Genomic DNA, 16,856 nt, shown 5'->3' with positions numbered 1-16,856 from the left:
AACTTCGGACACTGAAGCGGATAGACACTATCCTTGCGTCCTGCCCGAACCATAACGCCAAAGGTCCATAACCCAAAAACGGGCTGTCGGATATTAAACGCGAGTCGTCGACAAAAGCCTTGAGAAATCATTCATGAATAAGCTGTGTTTATTAGGTTTGCTGGTCGGTATGGCCAGCCAGTCAGTGATGGCCCAGAATCCGGCCGCTGCTGACAATACAACGCTTCAAGCCAAAAATGCCTTCATTGGCAAACTGATGAAACAAATGACTCTGGACGAAAAGATCGGCCAGCTGCGTTTGATCAGTATCAGTTCCGAAATGCCACAGCCGCAAATTCTCAAGGAAATTGCCGCCGGAAGAATCGGTGGCACGTTCAACTCCATTACCCGCTCGGAAAACCGTCCGTTGCAGGAAGCCGCTGTCGCCAAGAGCCGGCTGAAAATTCCGATGTTCTTCGCCTACGACGTGATTCACGGGCACCGCACGATTTTCCCGATCAGTCTGGGTATGGCCGCCAGCTGGGACATGGACGCCATCGCGACGATGGGCCGGGTCTCTGCCAAAGAAGCCAGTGCCGACAGTATCGACATGACGTTCGCGCCCATGGTCGATATTTCCCGCGACCCGCGCTGGGGCCGCAGTTCCGAAGGGTTCGGTGAAGACACTTATCTGGTGTCGCGAATTTCCGACGTGATGGTCAGGTCCTTTCAGGGCAAGAACGTTGCCGCCAACGACAGCATCATGGCAGCGGTCAAGCATTTCGCCCTGTACGGGGCTGTTGAAGGCGGACGTGACTACAACACCGTGGACATGAGCATGACGCGCATGTACCAGGATTACCTGCCGCCCTACAAGGCAGGCATCGATGCCGGCGCTGGCGGCGTGATGGTCGCCCTCAACTCGATCAACGGCGTTCCGTCCACCTCCAACAAATGGCTGATGCAGGACCTGCTGCGCAAGGATTGGGGTTTCAAGGGCGTGACCATCAGTGACCACGGCGCGATCAAGGAGCTGATCGAGCACGGCGTGGCCAAGGACTTCCGCGAAGCCGCCAAGCTGTCGATCAAGGCAGGCATCGACCTGAGCATGAACGATGTCGCCTATGGCGAACAGTTGCCCGGGCTGGTGAAGGACGGCGAGGTTTCCATGAAGGAAATCGACAGCGCCGTGCGTGAAGTACTGGGTGCCAAGTACGACATGGGCCTGTTCGCATCGCCTTATGGTCGTATCGGCGTGGCTGCCGATGATCCGGCCGACACGTACTCCGACGACCGCCTGCACCGTGCCGAAGCCCGCGATGTCGCGCGCAAGACGCTGGTGTTGCTGAAAAACCAGAACGACACGCTGCCCTTGAAGAAACAAGGCACCATCGCGGTCATTGGCGGGCTGGCACAAAGTCACCTCGACATGCTCGGCAGCTGGTCGGCTGCCGGCCGTCCCAACCAGTCGGTCACCGTGTATGAGGGCCTGGCCAATGCAGTCGGCGACAAAGCCAAGCTGCTTTATGCCCGCGGTGCCAACGTCAGTGACAACGAACACGTGCTCACCTACCTGAACTTCATCGAGAAGGAAGTAGAGATCGACCCGCGCCCTGCGCAGGAAATGATCGACGAGGCGGTCAAGGTCGCCGAACAGTCCGATGTCATCGTTGCCGTGGTGGGCGAGTCGCGCGGCATGTCGCATGAATCGGCCAGCCGCAGCAGCCTGAACATTCCGGGCAAGCAACGTGATCTGATCAAGGCGCTCAAGGCCACTGGCAAACCGCTGGTACTGGTGCTGATGAACGGCCGGCCGCTGGTTCTGGTCGACGAGCAGGAACAGGCCGATGCCATGCTGGAAACCTGGTTCCCGGGTACCGAAGGCGGCAATGCCGTGGCTGACGTGCTGTTTGGCGACTACAACCCGTCGGGCAAACTGGCCATGTCGTTCCCGCGTTCGATCGGTCAGTTGCCGATCTATTACGCGCATTTGAACACTGGCCGCCCTTACCACGAAGGCAGCCCGGGCAACTACACCTCGCACTACTTCGAAGAGCCCAATGGCCCGCTGTTCCCGTTCGGTTATGGCTTGAGCTACACGCAGTTCGACGTCTCGGACGTCAAGCTGTCGGATGCCAACATGCCGCGCAAAGGGAAGATCACCGCCAGCGTGACCGTGAAAAACACCGGCAAGGTCGCGGGCGCGACCATTGTGCAGCTGTACTTGCACGATGTAGCGGCTTCGATCAGCCGTCCGGTCAAGGAACTGAAGAACTTCGACAAAGTGATGCTTGAGCCTGGAGAAGAAAAAGTCGTGACCTTCACCCTCAGTGAAGACGACTTGAAGTTCTATAACACCGAGCTCAAGTACGCTGCGGAACCCGGCGAATTCAAGGTCATGATCGGCCTCGACTCGCAGGCCGTGAAAGAAGCGACCTTCAACCTGTTGTAATGCCCGTCCATGACGCGTTTGCGAGTGCCCACTTGCAAACGCGTCAGCGGAGTCCGATCAGGCCACAACGATGACGCTCAAGCTTCGCTTCTGGCGGCTTTCCCTGTACGTGCTGCTGATTCTCGCCTGCGCCGCGCTGTCGGCAGGCCTCGCGATGCGTCAGGCACAGCGTCATGCCTTGTCGGAAGATGCCGTTCGTGCCGGCGGGCAACTGGCACTTTACGCCAACACCCTGCATACCCTGATCGAACGCTATCGCGCCCTGCCCTCGGTTCTGGCGCTGGACCCGGAAATCCGTGCAGCATTGAGCGGTCCGGTGACCGATGACGTGCAGCACGCGCTCAACCTCAAGCTGGAAAAGATCAACGCCGCCGCCCATTCATCGACCCTTGAACTGCTCGACAGGCACGGGTTGGCAATCGGCGCGAGCAACTGGCGCACACCCAGCAGCTATGTCGGTCATAACTACGGCTTTCGCCCCTACTTCCTGCAAACCCGCGCCAAAGGCACCGGACGCTTTTACGCAGTGGGCGTGACCACGGGCATTCCGGGGTACTTCCTGTCCAGCGCAGTCACCAACGACACGGGCGCCTTCATGGGCGCTATGGTGGTGAAGCTGGAGTTTCCGAACCTTGAGCAGGAATGGGGTCAAGGCGACGACCTGCTGCTGGTCAGCGACGACAAAGGCATTGTGTTCATCGCCAACAAACCCGGCTGGCGCTACCGCGAACTGCTGCCTATCTCCGTTGAAGACCGCGCAGACCTGCAGCGCACGCGCCAGTACGACAAAAAACCGCTGTCGCCCCTGCGCAGTCGGGTTCTTGACCGATTTGCCGAAAACAGCCACCTGAGCCGGGTCGAAGGACCGGACGGCACGGCGGATTACCTCTGGCAGTCGTTGCCGCTGCATGACGAAAACTGGACCTTGCACCTGCTGCGCAAACCTCAGGCCTCAAGCGAGGACGTTCGCAACGCCGGGCTGGCCGCCGCAGGGATCTGGCTGGCGCTGGTGTTTCTGAGCCTGTTTCTGTATCAGCGCTGGCGACTTGCCCGGTTGCGCGAACGCAGCCGCGACGAGCTGGAGCGTCAGGTGCAGGAACGCACCCGAGACTTGCAGACGGCGCAGGACGGGCTGGTGCAGTCGGCCAAGCTGGCCGCGCTGGGGCAGATGTCGGCAGCGCTGGCCCACGAAATCAATCAGCCGCTGACCGCGCAGCGCATGCAACTGGCAACCGTTCGGCTGCTTCTGGATCAAGGCCGGATTGATGAGGCCTGCAAAGCCTTGGTGCCGGTGGATCAACAGCTGACGCGCATGGCCGCGCTGACCGGCCATCTGAAGACCTTCGCGCGCAAGAGTCCCAGCGGTTTGCGTGAAAGGCTGGACCTGTCCACCGTCGTTGACCAGGCATTGCTGCTGCTCGACCCGCGCTTGCGCGAGGAGCATATTGACTGCGTACTGCACCTGGCACGCCCGGCGTGGGTGCGCGGCGATGCCATCCGTCTGGAGCAGGTGCTGATCAACCTGTTGCGCAACGCGCTGGATGCCATGCGCACCCGCCCCTCCAGGCGCCTTGAGGTGCGCATCGACGCCACCCCTCATGGCCAGTGGCGGCTGAGCGTCAGCGACAGCGGCACAGGCATCGCGCCGGACGACCTTGGCAATATTTTCGATCCGTTCTTCACCACCAAACCCGTCGGCGATGGTCTGGGCCTGGGCCTGGCGGTGTCCTACGCGATCATTCACGAACTGGGCGGGCAACTGACGGCGGAAAACCATGCCGATGGCGCGGTGTTCTGGTTCAGCCTGCCCAATGACGTTCTGGAGACCTGACCCGCCATGTTGAACTCGGTCATCGTGGTAGACGATGAACCACCCATTCGGCAAGCCGTCGAGCAATGGCTGACGTTGTCGGGTTTCGAGGTGCAAGTCTTCGCGCGCGCAGAAGATTGCCTGGCGCAGATGCCGGAACATTTTCCTGGCGTGGTGCTGAGCGACGTACGGATGCCCGGCATGGGCGGTCTGGAGCTGCTGACCCGGCTGCAAGGTCTGGACAGGGGTTTGCCGGTTGTCCTTCTGACCGGCCACGGCGATGTGCCGATGGCTGTCGAGGCGATGCGTGAAGGTGCCTACGACTTTCTGGAAAAACCCTTCAGCCCGGAAACCCTGATCAGCAACCTGCGCCGCGCGCTGGAGAAGCGCCAACTGGTGCTGGAAAATCGCCGCCTGCATGAGCAGGCCGATGTCCGCACCCGGCTGGATGCCACGCTGCTGGGGGTATCCCCAAGCCTGCAAACACTGCGTCGTCAGGTGCTGGAGCTGTCGCAACTGCCGGTCAACGTGATTATTCGGGGGGAAACCGGCAGCGGCAAAGAGCTGGTTGCCCGCTGCCTGCACGATTTCGGGCCGCGTGCCGGCAAACCGTTCGTTGCCCTCAACTGTGCGGCCATTCCGGAACACCTGTTCGAAGCCGAGCTGTTCGGGCACGAAAGCGGCGCCTTCACCGGCGCACAGGGCAAGCGCATTGGCCGCCTCGAATACGCCGATGGCGGCACGGTGTTTCTCGATGAAATCGAAAGCATGCCGATGGCCCAGCAGGTCAAGCTGCTGCGCGTGCTGCAGGACAAACGACTCGAACGGCTGGGTTCGAATCAGAGCATCGAGGTCGACCTGCGGATCATCGCGGCCACCAAACCGGATCTACTTGAGGAAGCGCGTGCCGGACGCTTTCGTGAAGACCTGGCCTATCGCCTGAACGTCGCCGAACTGCGCCTGCCGCCGCTGCGTGACCGGCGTGAAGATATTCCGCAGCTGTTCAGCCACTTCACCCGAACCGCCGCCGAGCGTTTGGGGCGGGAGGCACCGGCCCTGGATGCCGAGCGACTCAGCCAATTGCTCAGTCACGACTGGCCGGGCAATGTACGCGAGCTGGCCAACGCCGCCGAGCGCCAGACGCTCGGCCTGGAGTTGAGCCCGCCGGAGTCCGCCGGTCAGTCGCCGGGGCAGTCCCTGGCGGCGCGTCAGGAAGCGTTTGAGGCGCAGTGCCTGCGTGCGTCGCTGGCCCGCCACAAGGGTGATATCAAGGCGGTGCTCCACGAATTGCAACTGCCGCGCCGTACGCTGAACGAGAAGATGCAACGGCATGCCTTGGTGCGGGAAATGTTTCTGGGCTGAAGACGTTGAATATTCCGGGAAGCATCTTCAGGCGGTAACCGAACATTTCACGTGGCACCGTGTCTGCATACTGTTCACAGCCGTATAAGGTCGTGATGGCTGGATAGATACGAGGCGTAATGACATCATACCCGCCTCTCTTATTCAGCTCACTTTGGCAGTACGAAAGATGGGGCATTTTCTACCGTGAACAATCCCCTCGACCTCCCACTGGGAGGCGGCGAAATGGGCCGGCTTATCCGAGAGACAGACTGGTCAGCGTCTGCACTGGGACCCAAGCAAGCGTGGCCTACTGCACTGCTGTCCGCGATGAACCTGATGCTCAGTTGCCCGGACAGCATGTACCTGCTTTGGGGGCCGGATTTTACCCTGTTCTTCAATGACGCCTACTGCCAGGTCCTGCCCGTCACGGCACAAGAAGCGCAAGGACAATCCATCGCCTCGGTCTGGGGCGATGCCTGGGAAGCGGTTCGACCGCTGGCCGAACAGGCACTTGCCGGGCACAGCTGCCGGTCGGACGACATCCGACGCGTCATTGTCCGCAACGGCGAGACCGAACAGACCTGGTGGTCGCTGTCCTACTCACCGCTCTACGGTGATACCGGCCAGATCGAGGGCGTGTTCTGCCGGGTCAACGAAACCACCTCGCAGGTGCTTGCCGAAGTCCGCCAGTCCGAGAACGAGGCGTTCACCAACCGGGTGCTGTCGAGCATCAATGACTGCATCAAGGTACTGGATCTCGATTCTCGCCTGACGTTCATGAGTGAAGGCGGTCAGCGCATCATGGAGGTCAGTGATTTCAACGCGATTGTTGGCTGCCCGTGGCCTGACTTCTGGAAGAACCAGGGTAACCTGGACGCCATTGCCGCGGTTGAAGCAGCACGGGCAGGTCAGAATGCCAACTTCATGGGCTCGGCGCAGACCCTGAAAGGCACCACCAAATGGTGGCATGTGCAGGTCAGCCCTATCTTCGGCAAGGACGGCAAACCAGAGAAAATCCTCTGCGTATCCCGCGACATGACGCAACTCAGAGACGCAGAAGAAGCGCTGCTGTCGCTCAACGAAACCCTTGAGCAGCGCGTGGTCGAGCGCACCCAGGATCGCGACCGGATCTGGCGGCTGTCCACTGACCTCATGCTGGTGGCGCAATTCGACGGGATTATCTCGGCAGTCAATCCGGCCTGGACTCAGGCGCTGGGCTGGTCCGAAGAACAATTGCTCGACAGTCAGTTCCTGGGGCTGGTGCATCCCGACGACGTGGCAAGCACCCTGGCTGCCATGAGCGGACTGGAAAACGGCCAGACCATCCCGCACTTCAAGAATCGCTATCGCCACAAGGACGGTTCATACCGGACCATCTCCTGGACGGCAGTGCCGGACAAGCAATTCATACACGCGGTCGGGCGCGATATCCAGGCCGAGGAAGAAGCCAACAAGGCATTGCAGCTGTCTCAAGAGGCGCTGCACCAGGCGCAGAAACTGGAGGCCATCGGGCAACTGACCGGCGGCGTCGCGCACGACTTCAACAACCTGTTGACGGTTATTCGTTCGTGCAGCGACCTGCTGAAGTCTCAAGGTCTTGATGAAACCCGCCGCGTGAAATACGTCGAGGCCATTTCCAGCACCGTCGACCGTGCCGCTCGCCTGACCGGCCAATTGCTCGCATTTGCAAGAAGGCAGGCCTTGCAGCCCGAAGTCTTCGATGTTTGCAAAAGCGTGGCGCGCATTGGCGAAATGATGGACACACTCACCGGCGCACGCATTCAGGTACACATCGACCTGCCCCCCGCCCCGTGCTTTATCTTCGCCGACGGCAGCCAGTTCGACACCGCGCTGGTCAACATGGTGGTCAACGCCCGTGACGCGATGTCAGGTTCAGGGCGACTGACCATCAAGGTTGAATGCGCGGCCTGCGACCCTGCCGATCTGGCCCCGACGCTCAGCGACGGCAATTACGTCACCGTGTCGCTGACCGACACCGGCGCCGGGATCGCCAAGGATAAACTGGGCCTGATCTTCGAGCCGTTCTACACCACCAAAAGCGTCGGCCAGGGCACAGGTCTGGGCCTGTCGCAGGTGTTCGGGTTCGCCAAACAATCGGGCGGCGAAGTGCTGGTCGAAAGCGAACTGGGCAGTGGCAGCCGCTTTACCTTGTGCCTGCCCAGCGCCCGGGATCACGAAGTCGTCGCCGAAGACGAACGTTGCGCGCTCGCCACAACGCCGGGGTTGTGCGTATTGATGGTCGAAGACAATCAGGACATCGGCACCTACACCCGCCCGATGCTCGAGCAACTGGGCTTTCAGGTCCTCTGGGTATCGAGTGCCCGAGAGGCGCTGCATGAGCTTTCCGGCAACCCCGAAAACTTTCATGTGGTGTTCTCGGACATCGCCATGCCGGGCATGAGCGGTCTGGAGCTGTACGCCGAAATCGAATCACGTTATCCGTGGATGCCGGTGGTCCTGACCACAGGCTACAGCACCGAATTCGCAACCATCGCGCAGGACGAAACCCACCGTTTCGATCTGTTGCAGAAACCCTATTCCAGGGAAGACCTCGCGGCGCTGCTGCACAAGGCTGTCAGTCGCAGCGGGGAACAAAAACTTTGAATACTCGTCTGAATGGCGCGATGCAATTCAGACGCGTCCGGCAGACCCGGCAGGAAAAGAGGGCGCAGAATGCGTTGACAGCGCCTTGATTCAGAATCACGCCAAACGTTGAGCAGGGAGCATTTTTCAAATGATTGTCGGAATTGACCTGGGCACCACCAATAGCCTCGTTGCGGTCTGGCGCGAGGGCAAAAGCCAGCTGGTCACCAATGCGCTGGGTGAGACACTCACCCCCAGCGTTGTCGGCCTGGACGACGATGGGCATATTCTGGTTGGCAAGGCCGCACGCGAGCGCCTGCAAACCCACCCGGACAAAACCGCAGCGCTGTTCAAGCGCCACATGGGCAGTGCGCAGCAGATTCGACTGGGTACGGCCACCTACCGTCCGGAAGAACTGTCCTCGCTGGTCCTCAAAAGCCTGAAAGCCGATGTCGAGCGTGAGTTTGGCGAGCCGGTTACCGAAGCCGTCATCAGTGTTCCCGCCTATTTCAGCGACGCTCAGCGCAAAGCCACGCGTATCGCCGGAGAACTGGCGGGCCTGAAAGTCGAAAAGCTCATCAACGAACCCACGGCGGCGGCGCTGGCCTACGGGCTGCACCAGAAGGAAGGCGAGACCTCGTTCTTGGTCTTCGACCTGGGCGGGGGCACGTTCGATATTTCGATTCTTGAACTGTTCGACGGCGTGATGGAAGTGCGGGCCAGTGCAGGCGACAATTTTCTGGGCGGTGAGGACTTCGACCAGTTGATGGTCGAACACTTTCAGACTCTGCACCGTGACGAAACGGATTTCCCGGCCACATCGCTGATCGCCCCGGCCCTGAAACGCGAAGCCGAGCGGGTTCGCAAAACGCTGGGGCAGGAAAGCAGCACCGACTTTGTGTTGCGCCACGCGGACCGGGAATGGCGCAAGACCATTACCCAGGAGCAGATGAGCGAGCTTTATACGCCGCTGCTCAACCGTCTTCGTGCGCCGGCCGAACGTGCGCTTCGGGACGCCAGGATACGCGTGGCCGATCTGGACGAGATTCTGCTGGTGGGCGGCACTACGCGCATGCCGCTGATCCGCAAGCTTGCCGCCAGCCTGTTCGGGCGCTTTCCTTCCATCGCCCTCAATCCCGATGAAACCGTGGCTCAAGGGGCTGCGGTGCAGGCTGCGCTCAAGCAGCGTGACGCCGCGCTCGAAGAAATCGTGCTCACCGATGTGTGCCCCTATACGCTGGGTATCGAGACGATTTCTCGTATTGGCAATCGCTACGAAAGCGGTCATTACCTGCCGATCATCGAGCGCAACAGCGTTGTGCCTGTCAGCCGGGTGAAAACGGTCTGTACCGTTCTGGATGATCAGGAGGAAGTGCTGGTCGGGATATTTCAGGGCGAAAGTCGCATGGTCAAGGACAACATCGCGCTGGGCGAACTGAACATTCCGATACCCAAGGCCAAAGCTGGCGAAGTCTCGCTCGACGTGCGCTTCACCTATGACAATAACGGCCTGCTGGAGGCCGACGTGATGACTCAGTTGACGGGAGAACGTCACAAGCTGGTCATTGAAAACAACCCGGGCGTGATGACACCGGAAGAAATACAGGAACGCCTCAAGGTGCTGGAAGCGCTCAAAGTGCATCCGCGCGAACAGCAGGCCAATACGCACCTGATTGCCCGGCTCGAACGGCTCTATCAGGAATGCCTGGGCAGTGACCGGGACCTCATCGATCGCTGGACTACCCAGTTCCAGCATGTTCTGGAGAGTCAGGACGAGCGACAGATCAACGAAATCCGCAAGCAGCTCAAGCAGGAAGTCGACAAGTTCGAGCAGGGCACACGATGAGGGACTGCTGGGCCGTACTCGAACTTGAGCAGGATGCCGACGAGCGCAGCATCAAACGGCAATACGCGCGGCTGTTGAAGGTCAATCGTCCCGACGAAGACCCGGTCGCCTTCCAGAACCTGCGTGACGCCTACGAGCGAGCGCTCGAAATGGCCCTGGCACGCACCGTTGAAGACGAGCCCGACGCCGACACAGCGCACACGCCGTCGATAACGCCCTCGCCTGCCCCGCTTCAGCCCGTGACCGTTGTCGAGGTTGAGCAGCCGCCTTCCGGCGTCGACTGGCTTGAACGCGTCCGGCAAACCACTGCGCAGAACCTGCCCGAGCAACATCAGATTGCAATGGAGCACGGGCAAGGCGATCGCTTTCAGCAACTGTTGCTGCTGGAATGCCTGAACGACTCGACGCGCCGTGTCGAATTGATCAACGCCGCCTTCGAGCACCTGCGCTGGCTGACGGTCTGGCAAAGCATCCACATCAACGGCTATCAACAGCAGGCACTGGCCGAAGCGATACTGCGCGCGGCGTTCGATGAGTTCGGCGCACTGATCGAGAGCGGTCAACATGCGCGTTTCATCGAAGAACTCAAGGCACTGGAACAGCAACCCTGGCTGACAGAACTGGAGCGTCGGGAGCATTTGCAGCGCCGGTGCATGGTGTTGCTGATTGCCAGCAACAACCTGACCTCTGACCTGTTCGAGCAGACCGGCGTCGTGTTTGGCTGGAGCAAGGAGCACGACGTCCACCCCGGTCCCGAAGACCTCTGGCAAACGCTTCAGGCCCGACGCGACGAAGTCGAATACGCCGAGCACCTGCAACGACTTCTTGATTCAAAACCCAAGACCGCCGAAGGCAAGGCTGCGCATTTGCTGTTCAAGCCGCCGCGGCTGGCTGCGCGTATCCGCACCGCAGTCAAGCACGATAATTCGGTGTGGAACGCCTGCGAGCATATCTGTGAGCAATTGACCGTCCACTACCCCGACGTTCTCAAGCGCTACCCCGAAGCAGACCTGAACGCCTGGAAACTCATGCGTGAACAGAGCGATTTCACGCCGCTCCTGTGGGTGTACATCGGCGCATTCCTACTGGAGTTGCTCGCGCCTCAGATGCCGCCTGAAGGTGTGGAATACAATCTGGGAACGCAGGTGATGATGGTGTTCCTGACACCGTTCTGGACAACAGTCGGCTTTTTTATCTTTCTCTGCGCGTGGCGTCCGCTGATGATTCTGGCGGAGCCTGCAGATGCATGGCTCAGCCAAAAGCTACTGCCCCGCGTATTGAACTGGCCGGGCGCTCAGGCACTGGTTTTGCGTCATGGCATTCCGTTTCTGTTCCTCGGCCTGTTCTATGCGCTCAGCGGTCCCAGGACGCTTCTGGCTTATCTGTTGCTGGCGGTGCTGTGGGTGTCTTTTTCACCTTATCGCTATCTGCACCAAACGGCACCGGCGCGCCGGAAGATTCGCCAGTTTTACGCCCGGCACACCCTCATGGTGATCATCGGCACAGTGAGCATCGTCATGGCCACGATATTGTTCGCGTCCACATTGGACGCTTGACCGTCCCTGTCAGCAATCGACCTGAGTACCCCGCCGCAACGTTCCTTATCGGCAATTTTCCGCTTACCCACACAGGGCGAGTAAGCGGATTCTTGCTCATCGAAATGCCCCAACCGCTCTAAAACAGGCGCTCCTGGTGTGGCACAGCTCCTGCTACAGGACTGGTCAGGGCATTACGCATGCCTTCTTCTAAAAATAATGAATTCAAGGAACACCATGGAAACTTCCAACCCCGCCTCCAACGGGTCGGCGGCTAGCACCGCAGGCCAGAAAACCACGTCCAGCCGTCTTAAATCGATCTTCAGTGGTTCGGTCGGCAACATGGTCGAGTGGTACGACTGGTACGTCTACGCCGCGTTCTCGCTGTATTTCGCCAAAGCATTCTTTCCCAAAGGCGACACCACCGCCCAGTTGCTCAATACCGCGGCAATTTTTGCTGTCGGCTTTTTGATGCGCCCTATCGGTGGCTGGCTGATGGGGCTCTATGCCGACTACAAGGGGCGCAAGGCCGCGTTGATGGCCTCGGTGCTGTTGATGTGCTTCGGCTCGCTGATCATTGCCCTGACGCCGGGCTATGAAAGTATCGGCGTCGGCGCCCCGATCCTGCTGGTGTTCGCTCGTTTGCTGCAAGGTTTGTCGGTCGGCGGTGAATACGGCACGTCCGCCACCTACCTCAGTGAGATGGCGACCAAGGAACGTCGCGGCTTCTTCTCCAGCTTTCAGTACGTCACGCTGATTTCCGGGCAGCTCATCGCACTGGGCGTGCTGATCGTGCTGCAACAGACACTCACGACCGAACAGCTCTATGCCTGGGGCTGGCGCATTCCGTTCGTCATCGGTGCCTTGTGCGCGGTGGTGGCGTTGTTCCTGCGTCGCGGCATGGAAGAAACCGAGTCGTTCACCCGCAAGAAAAAGGAAAAGCCCAAGGAAAGCCTGATGCGCACCTTGATGCGCCATCCCAAGGAACTGATGACAGTGGTCGGCCTGACGATGGGCGGTACGCTGGCGTTCTATACCTACACCACCTACATGCAGAAGTACCTGGTCAACACCGTCGGCATGAGCATCACCGACTCGACGTCGATATCCGCCGCAACGCTGTTTCTGTTCATGCTGCTGCAGCCGGTTATCGGTGCGTTGTCAGACAAAGTGGGGCGACGTCCGATCCTGATTGCGTTTGGCGTGCTGGGCACCCTGTGTACGGTGCCTATCCTGACAACGCTGCACACCATTCAAACCTGGTGGGGCGCGTTCTTCCTGATCATGGCGGCGCTGATCATCGTCAGCGGCTACACCTCGATCAATGCCGTGGTCAAAGCCGAGCTGTTTCCGACCGAGATCCGTGCATTGGGCGTCGGCCTGCCGTACGCCCTGACCGTGTCGATCTTCGGTGGCACTGCGGAATACATCGCACTGTGGTTCAAGAGCATCGGCATGGAAACCGGCTATTACTGGTACGTGACAGCCTGCATCGCCTGCTCGCTGCTGGTGTACGTTTTCATGAAAGACACCCGCAAGCATTCGCGGATCGAGACCGACTGACTCATCCAGCAAGCCGTACTCGCGAAAGCACAACCGGCTGGCGTGCCCACTCAGTTCACTGTGTTGGCACGCCGTCAGTGTTCACGCTTACCATCTGCCCCATCGATACAACCACTGCACAACAACGCCGAATACGAGCCAACACGTGCAACCAAGTGTTTCATCAAAGTGCGCTCTTTTAACGTTTAACCACGATAACGCGTTGAATAACTTGCACTTCCGCCTTGTCAAGAGCCTTTATTACAAGGTTTTTCAGAATACGCACCACGAAAGTGCGAAGCCAGCCACAAGGCCCGAAATCAGAGCGTTACAGGCAACTATCATTTTCAGCGATGATCGCTAGCAATCCTATTAACTTCTTAATAATTTGCTGGCGCGTAGCATTGCCTCCATACCGGGATGACAACTCACCCGACATTCATTGGAGACATCATCATGAAAACTACCACATTGATCTTCGGCCTGGCTTTCTCTGTTCTGGCTTCCAGCGCGTTTGCACTGCCATTCGCTAACGTCAGCAGTGACCTGTCTACTTCGACCATCGTTGCCGAAGGCGGCACCAAGCACACCAATGTCGGTTCGATTCGCGTATCGGCTGACGGCGCTGACCATGTAGGCGCTAACCGCCTGGCCGCTGATGGCGCAGACCGTGTAGGCGCCAATCGTCAGGCCGCTGACGGTGCCGACCATGTGGGTGCCAATCGTCTGGCTGCCGACGGTGCGGATCGCGTAGGCGCCAACCGCCTGGGCTGATTGATCAGGCTGCACCCCAAGCCCGGTTCATGCCGGGCTTCTTCGTGTCTGGCTGTCTGGCTCAGGCAGAAACACACGCTGCTCTGGCATCCTCTGCCAATGCGAAGCACTATGCTCACACCCATTGTCGAGCCATCAGGAATCAAGCATGTCAGACGCTATTCACTCCTACGAGCCATCCAAAGGTCACGGCCTGCCCCATGACCCGTTCAACGCGATTGTAGGTCCACGCCCGATTGGCTGGATTTCATCTCAGGATGCCAACGGCAAGCTGAATCTGGCGCCCTACAGCTTTTTCAACGCGTTCAACTACGTGCCACCCATCATTGGTTTCTGCAGTGTGAGTCGCAAGGACAGCCTCAACAATATCGAGCAGACCGGCGAGTTTGTCTGGAACCTGGCGACCCGGTCGCTGGCCGAGGCCATGAATCAGAGCTGCGCGCCGGTAGCGCCAGACGTCAGCGAGTTCGAGCTGGCGAACCTCACCCCGCTGGCGTCGCAGATCGTAGCGGTGCCACGCGTACTGGAAACGCCGGTGTCGTTCGAGTGCAAAGTCACGCAGATCATCCAGTTGCAGCGTGCAGACAAGGAACCGGTGCCCAGCTGGTTGATTCTCGGTGAAGTGGTGGCCGTGCATATCGACAAGTCCCTGCTGAAGGACGGTGTCTACGACACTGCAGCCGCGGAGCCGATTCTGCGCGGCGGTGGTCCTGCGGATTATTTCCAGCTCGGCCCGGAAGCGCTGTTCAAGATGTTCCGTCCGGGCGCCTGATCAGGCACCCGCCCACAACGGCTCACCCTCCGAGTCGATACCGGTCAGCCGCTCCAGTTCCTGAACAGCGGCCAGATCGGCATCGTCGGCAGTCTTGAACGTCTGATCGGGCAACAGCGCATGGAAACGCGGCGCACCGCCAGCGCCCAGCGCCTTGATGGCAATCGCCGCCCTGTAACCTTTGTCAGACGGCATCACTGCCGAAACCACTTCAAACCCTTCGTATTCCTTGCGTGCCATGTGTTCCCCGCTTGCCAGTCAATCAAAGCGCGAATTCTAACGCGTCCACGGCGTTGCAGGCTTTGATGATAGCCAACGCAAACCCCAACCTTGTCCTACACTCAAGTCAGCCCTTTCAAACTGCTCTGTAGCCGAGGTAAGGAGTGCGTCATGAAAGTAAGAACAAGAAAATGCATGGTGGTAATCGGTGCTTTTGCCGTGCTGGCTGTTTATGCAGCCGGTGCCTATCGTAACGAACTGTCGCGCCAGGCGCCTCAGGTCGCCAGTTGCACCTTCGGCCACTGCGTGCCGACCGATGCGACCTTTAGCGTACTGCGATGACGCTCGCAAAATGCCAATTGCGTTGCCATTCAGCAAAGGCAGCTATCGATTAGCAAGCTATCGGATTAGACTGGTCAGACCCTCCCGCCACGCTTGAGGCGGGCTAACACTGCCATCGGGTTTTGCCTTGACCAGTCTTACTCAAACGCCTCCGGCCATTCGCAGCATTCTGTTCGCGTTGATGATGGCGGTGCTGCTCAGCGCGCTCGATCAGACCATCGTTGCTGTCTCGATGCCGGCCATCTCCGCGCAATTTCATGACATCGACCTGCTGGCCTGGGTCATCTCTGCCTACATGGTTTCGTTGACCGTGGCCGTCCCCATATACGGCAAGCTGGGCGATCTTTACGGTCGACGCAAACTGATGCTGTTCGGACTGGGCGTGTTTACTCTCGCCTCGTTGTTTTGTGGCATGGCGCAAAGCATGGAACAACTGGTGCTGGCACGTATACTTCAAGGCATCGGTGCAGGCGGCATGGTTTCGGTCAGCCAGGCGATCATTGCTGACATCGTCCCGCCTCGTGAACGAGGCCGTTATCAGGGCTATTTCAGCAGCATGTACGCCTTGGCCAGCGTCGCAGGCCCGGTGTTGGGCGGCCTGATGACCGAATACCTGTCCTGGCGCTGGGTCTTTCTGATCAACCTGCCACTCGGGGCCGCCGCGCTGATTGTCGCTTACCGGACCCTCGTCGGCCTGCCCGTCCCGCAACGCAAGCCGATCATCGATTATCTGGGCACCGTGCTCATGATCATCGGCCTGACCGCACTGTTGTTGGGGATAACCGAAATTGGCCAGGGGCACGGTCTGGGCGACCGTCAGGTTCAACTGCTGCTGGGGACGGCCCTGTTGGCGCTGGCTGTTTTCGTGTGGTACGAGCGCCGCGCACCTGAACCGCTGTTGCCCATGCACCTGTTCGCCAATAAAAGCGCGGTGCTGTGCTGGTGTACGGTGTTTTTCACCAGCTTCCAGGCCATTTCCCTGATTGTGCTGATGCCGCTGCGTTATCAGACGGTCACCGGCGGCGGCGCCGACAGCGCCGCCCTGCACTTGCTTCCGCTGGCCATCGGCATGCCGATGGGGGCTTATTTCGCAGGACGCCGTACTGCTCAGAGCGGGCGTTACAAACCTCTGATCCTGGCCGGAGCGCTGCTGATGCCGCTCGCCATTCTGGGCATGGCCTTCACGCCTCCCCAGTCGCTGGTGATGATGAGTGTATTCATGGTCCTGACCGGCATCGCGACCGGCATGCAGTTCCCCACATCATTGGTCGGTACCCAGAACGCGGTTCAGCCTCGGGACATGGGCGTTGCCACCAGCACGACCAATCTGTTTCGCTCGCTGGGCGGTGCGGTCGGTGTGGCGCTGATGTCAGCGTTATTGCTGGCCATGTTGCAGCACACCGGCGTCGGTCAACCTGGCGCAGGAGCGCTGGGTGGCGAAGGCAGTTCCGGCAATGTGCTGCTCGACAGCCTGAATGCAGCCACCGGGCCGGCGCTGCAAACCCTGCGCGCCGATCTGGCATCGACCTTCAGAAACCTGCTGATCACCAGCGCAGCCATTTCGCTACTGGGCCTTGCTGCTGCGGTCGCCATGCCCAACACCTTGTTGCGGGGCCGGGACTAGATCGTCCTGGTGA

The 16,856-nt window shown here is 59.7% G+C and carries 12 protein-coding genes; 11 read left to right on the top strand and 1 reads right to left on the bottom strand.

Annotated features, from left to right (window positions below):
- Positions 1-133: 133 nt before the first annotated feature.
- The 9 genes from bglX (at position 134) to BW686_RS00430 (ending at position 14,658) form a co-directional block, all read left to right on the top strand.
- Positions 134-2,431 (top strand): beta-glucosidase BglX, encoded by a 2,298-nt coding sequence (gene bglX / locus BW686_RS00470; protein WP_084913721.1) that lies wholly within the window; start codon positions 134-136, stop codon positions 2,429-2,431.
- Positions 2,432-2,501: 70 nt separating this feature from the next.
- Positions 2,502-4,262 (top strand): ATP-binding protein, encoded by a 1,761-nt coding sequence (locus tag BW686_RS00465; RefSeq protein ID WP_084913720.1) that lies wholly within the window; start codon positions 2,502-2,504, stop codon positions 4,260-4,262.
- A gap of 6 nt (positions 4,263-4,268) precedes the next feature.
- Positions 4,269-5,603 (top strand): sigma-54-dependent transcriptional regulator, encoded by a 1,335-nt coding sequence (locus BW686_RS00460; RefSeq protein ID WP_084913719.1) that lies wholly within the window; start codon positions 4,269-4,271, stop codon positions 5,601-5,603.
- A 225-nt stretch (positions 5,604-5,828) separates the two neighbouring features.
- Positions 5,829-8,210, top strand: coding sequence for a PAS domain-containing protein (locus BW686_RS00455; RefSeq protein ID WP_084913718.1), 2,382 nt, complete (start codon positions 5,829-5,831; stop codon positions 8,208-8,210).
- Positions 8,211-8,340: 130 nt separating this feature from the next.
- Complete coding sequence (locus BW686_RS00450; RefSeq protein WP_084913717.1) at positions 8,341-10,035, top strand: molecular chaperone HscC; 1,695 nt, start codon at positions 8,341-8,343, stop codon at positions 10,033-10,035.
- Entirely contained in the window at positions 10,032-11,591 is a 1,560-nt protein-coding gene (locus BW686_RS00445; protein ID WP_084913716.1) for a J domain-containing protein, read from the top strand. The genes BW686_RS00450 and BW686_RS00445 overlap by 4 nt, the downstream gene beginning before the upstream one ends.
- A gap of 216 nt (positions 11,592-11,807) precedes the next feature.
- Positions 11,808-13,133 carry an MFS transporter gene (locus tag BW686_RS00440; RefSeq protein WP_084913715.1) on the top strand — a complete coding sequence of 442 codons (1,326 nt, stop codon included), beginning with the start codon at positions 11,808-11,810 and terminating at the stop codon, positions 13,131-13,133.
- A gap of 435 nt (positions 13,134-13,568) precedes the next feature.
- On the top strand, positions 13,569-13,886 hold the full coding sequence (locus BW686_RS00435; protein ID WP_084913714.1) for a hypothetical protein: 318 nt from the start codon (positions 13,569-13,571) through the stop codon (positions 13,884-13,886).
- Positions 13,887-14,034: 148 nt separating this feature from the next.
- Positions 14,035-14,658, top strand: a complete 624-nt coding sequence (locus tag BW686_RS00430; RefSeq protein ID WP_084913713.1) for a flavin reductase family protein — start codon at positions 14,035-14,037, stop codon at positions 14,656-14,658.
- Here BW686_RS00430 and BW686_RS00425 read toward each other — a convergent pair whose 3' ends face one another.
- A complete protein-coding gene (locus BW686_RS00425; RefSeq protein ID WP_084913712.1) occupies positions 14,659-14,898 on the bottom strand; it encodes a hypothetical protein in 240 nt (79 codons plus the stop codon).
- 150 nt (positions 14,899-15,048) lie between these two features.
- On the opposite strand from BW686_RS00425, the gene BW686_RS26735 reads away from it, so the two are divergent.
- Together BW686_RS26735 and BW686_RS00420 are read left to right on the top strand one after the other, a co-directional pair.
- Positions 15,049-15,219: a hypothetical protein gene (locus BW686_RS26735; protein WP_179149125.1), complete on the top strand. Its 171-nt coding sequence runs from the start codon at positions 15,049-15,051 to the stop codon at positions 15,217-15,219.
- Positions 15,220-15,346: 127 nt separating this feature from the next.
- Positions 15,347-16,843 carry an MDR family MFS transporter gene (locus tag BW686_RS00420; protein ID WP_084913711.1) on the top strand — a complete coding sequence of 499 codons (1,497 nt, stop codon included), beginning with the start codon at positions 15,347-15,349 and terminating at the stop codon, positions 16,841-16,843.
- Positions 16,844-16,856: the final 13 nt, after the last annotated feature.

The sequence above is a fragment of the Pseudomonas syringae genome, from assembly GCF_002157375.1.
GTDB classification, from domain to species: Bacteria; Pseudomonadota; Gammaproteobacteria; order Pseudomonadales; family Pseudomonadaceae; genus Aquipseudomonas; species Aquipseudomonas syringae_T.
The sequence above is the reverse complement of the archived record's forward strand: the minus strand, read 5'-3'. Positions and strand labels throughout refer to the sequence as shown.

What these genes read in the sequence shown, in the direction of transcription:
- bglX (WP_084913721.1), top strand. Translation starts at nt 134, where the DNA reads ATGAATAAGCTGTGTTTATTAGGTTTGCTGGTCGGTATGGCCAGCCAG.
- BW686_RS00465 (WP_084913720.1), top strand. Translation starts at nt 2,502, where the DNA reads ATGACGCTCAAGCTTCGCTTCTGGCGGCTTTCCCTGTACGTGCTGCTG.
- BW686_RS00460 (WP_084913719.1), top strand. Translation starts at nt 4,269, where the DNA reads ATGTTGAACTCGGTCATCGTGGTAGACGATGAACCACCCATTCGGCAA.
- BW686_RS00455 (WP_084913718.1), top strand. Translation starts at nt 5,829, where the DNA reads ATGGGCCGGCTTATCCGAGAGACAGACTGGTCAGCGTCTGCACTGGGA.
- BW686_RS00450 (WP_084913717.1), top strand. Translation starts at nt 8,341, where the DNA reads ATGATTGTCGGAATTGACCTGGGCACCACCAATAGCCTCGTTGCGGTC.
- BW686_RS00445 (WP_084913716.1), top strand. Translation starts at nt 10,032, where the DNA reads ATGAGGGACTGCTGGGCCGTACTCGAACTTGAGCAGGATGCCGACGAG.
- BW686_RS00440 (WP_084913715.1), top strand. Translation starts at nt 11,808, where the DNA reads ATGGAAACTTCCAACCCCGCCTCCAACGGGTCGGCGGCTAGCACCGCA.
- BW686_RS00435 (WP_084913714.1), top strand. Translation starts at nt 13,569, where the DNA reads ATGAAAACTACCACATTGATCTTCGGCCTGGCTTTCTCTGTTCTGGCT.
- BW686_RS00430 (WP_084913713.1), top strand. Translation starts at nt 14,035, where the DNA reads ATGTCAGACGCTATTCACTCCTACGAGCCATCCAAAGGTCACGGCCTG.
- BW686_RS00425 (WP_084913712.1), bottom strand. Translation starts at nt 14,898, where the DNA reads ATGGCACGCAAGGAATACGAAGGGTTTGAAGTGGTTTCGGCAGTGATG.
- BW686_RS26735 (WP_179149125.1), top strand. Translation starts at nt 15,049, where the DNA reads ATGAAAGTAAGAACAAGAAAATGCATGGTGGTAATCGGTGCTTTTGCC.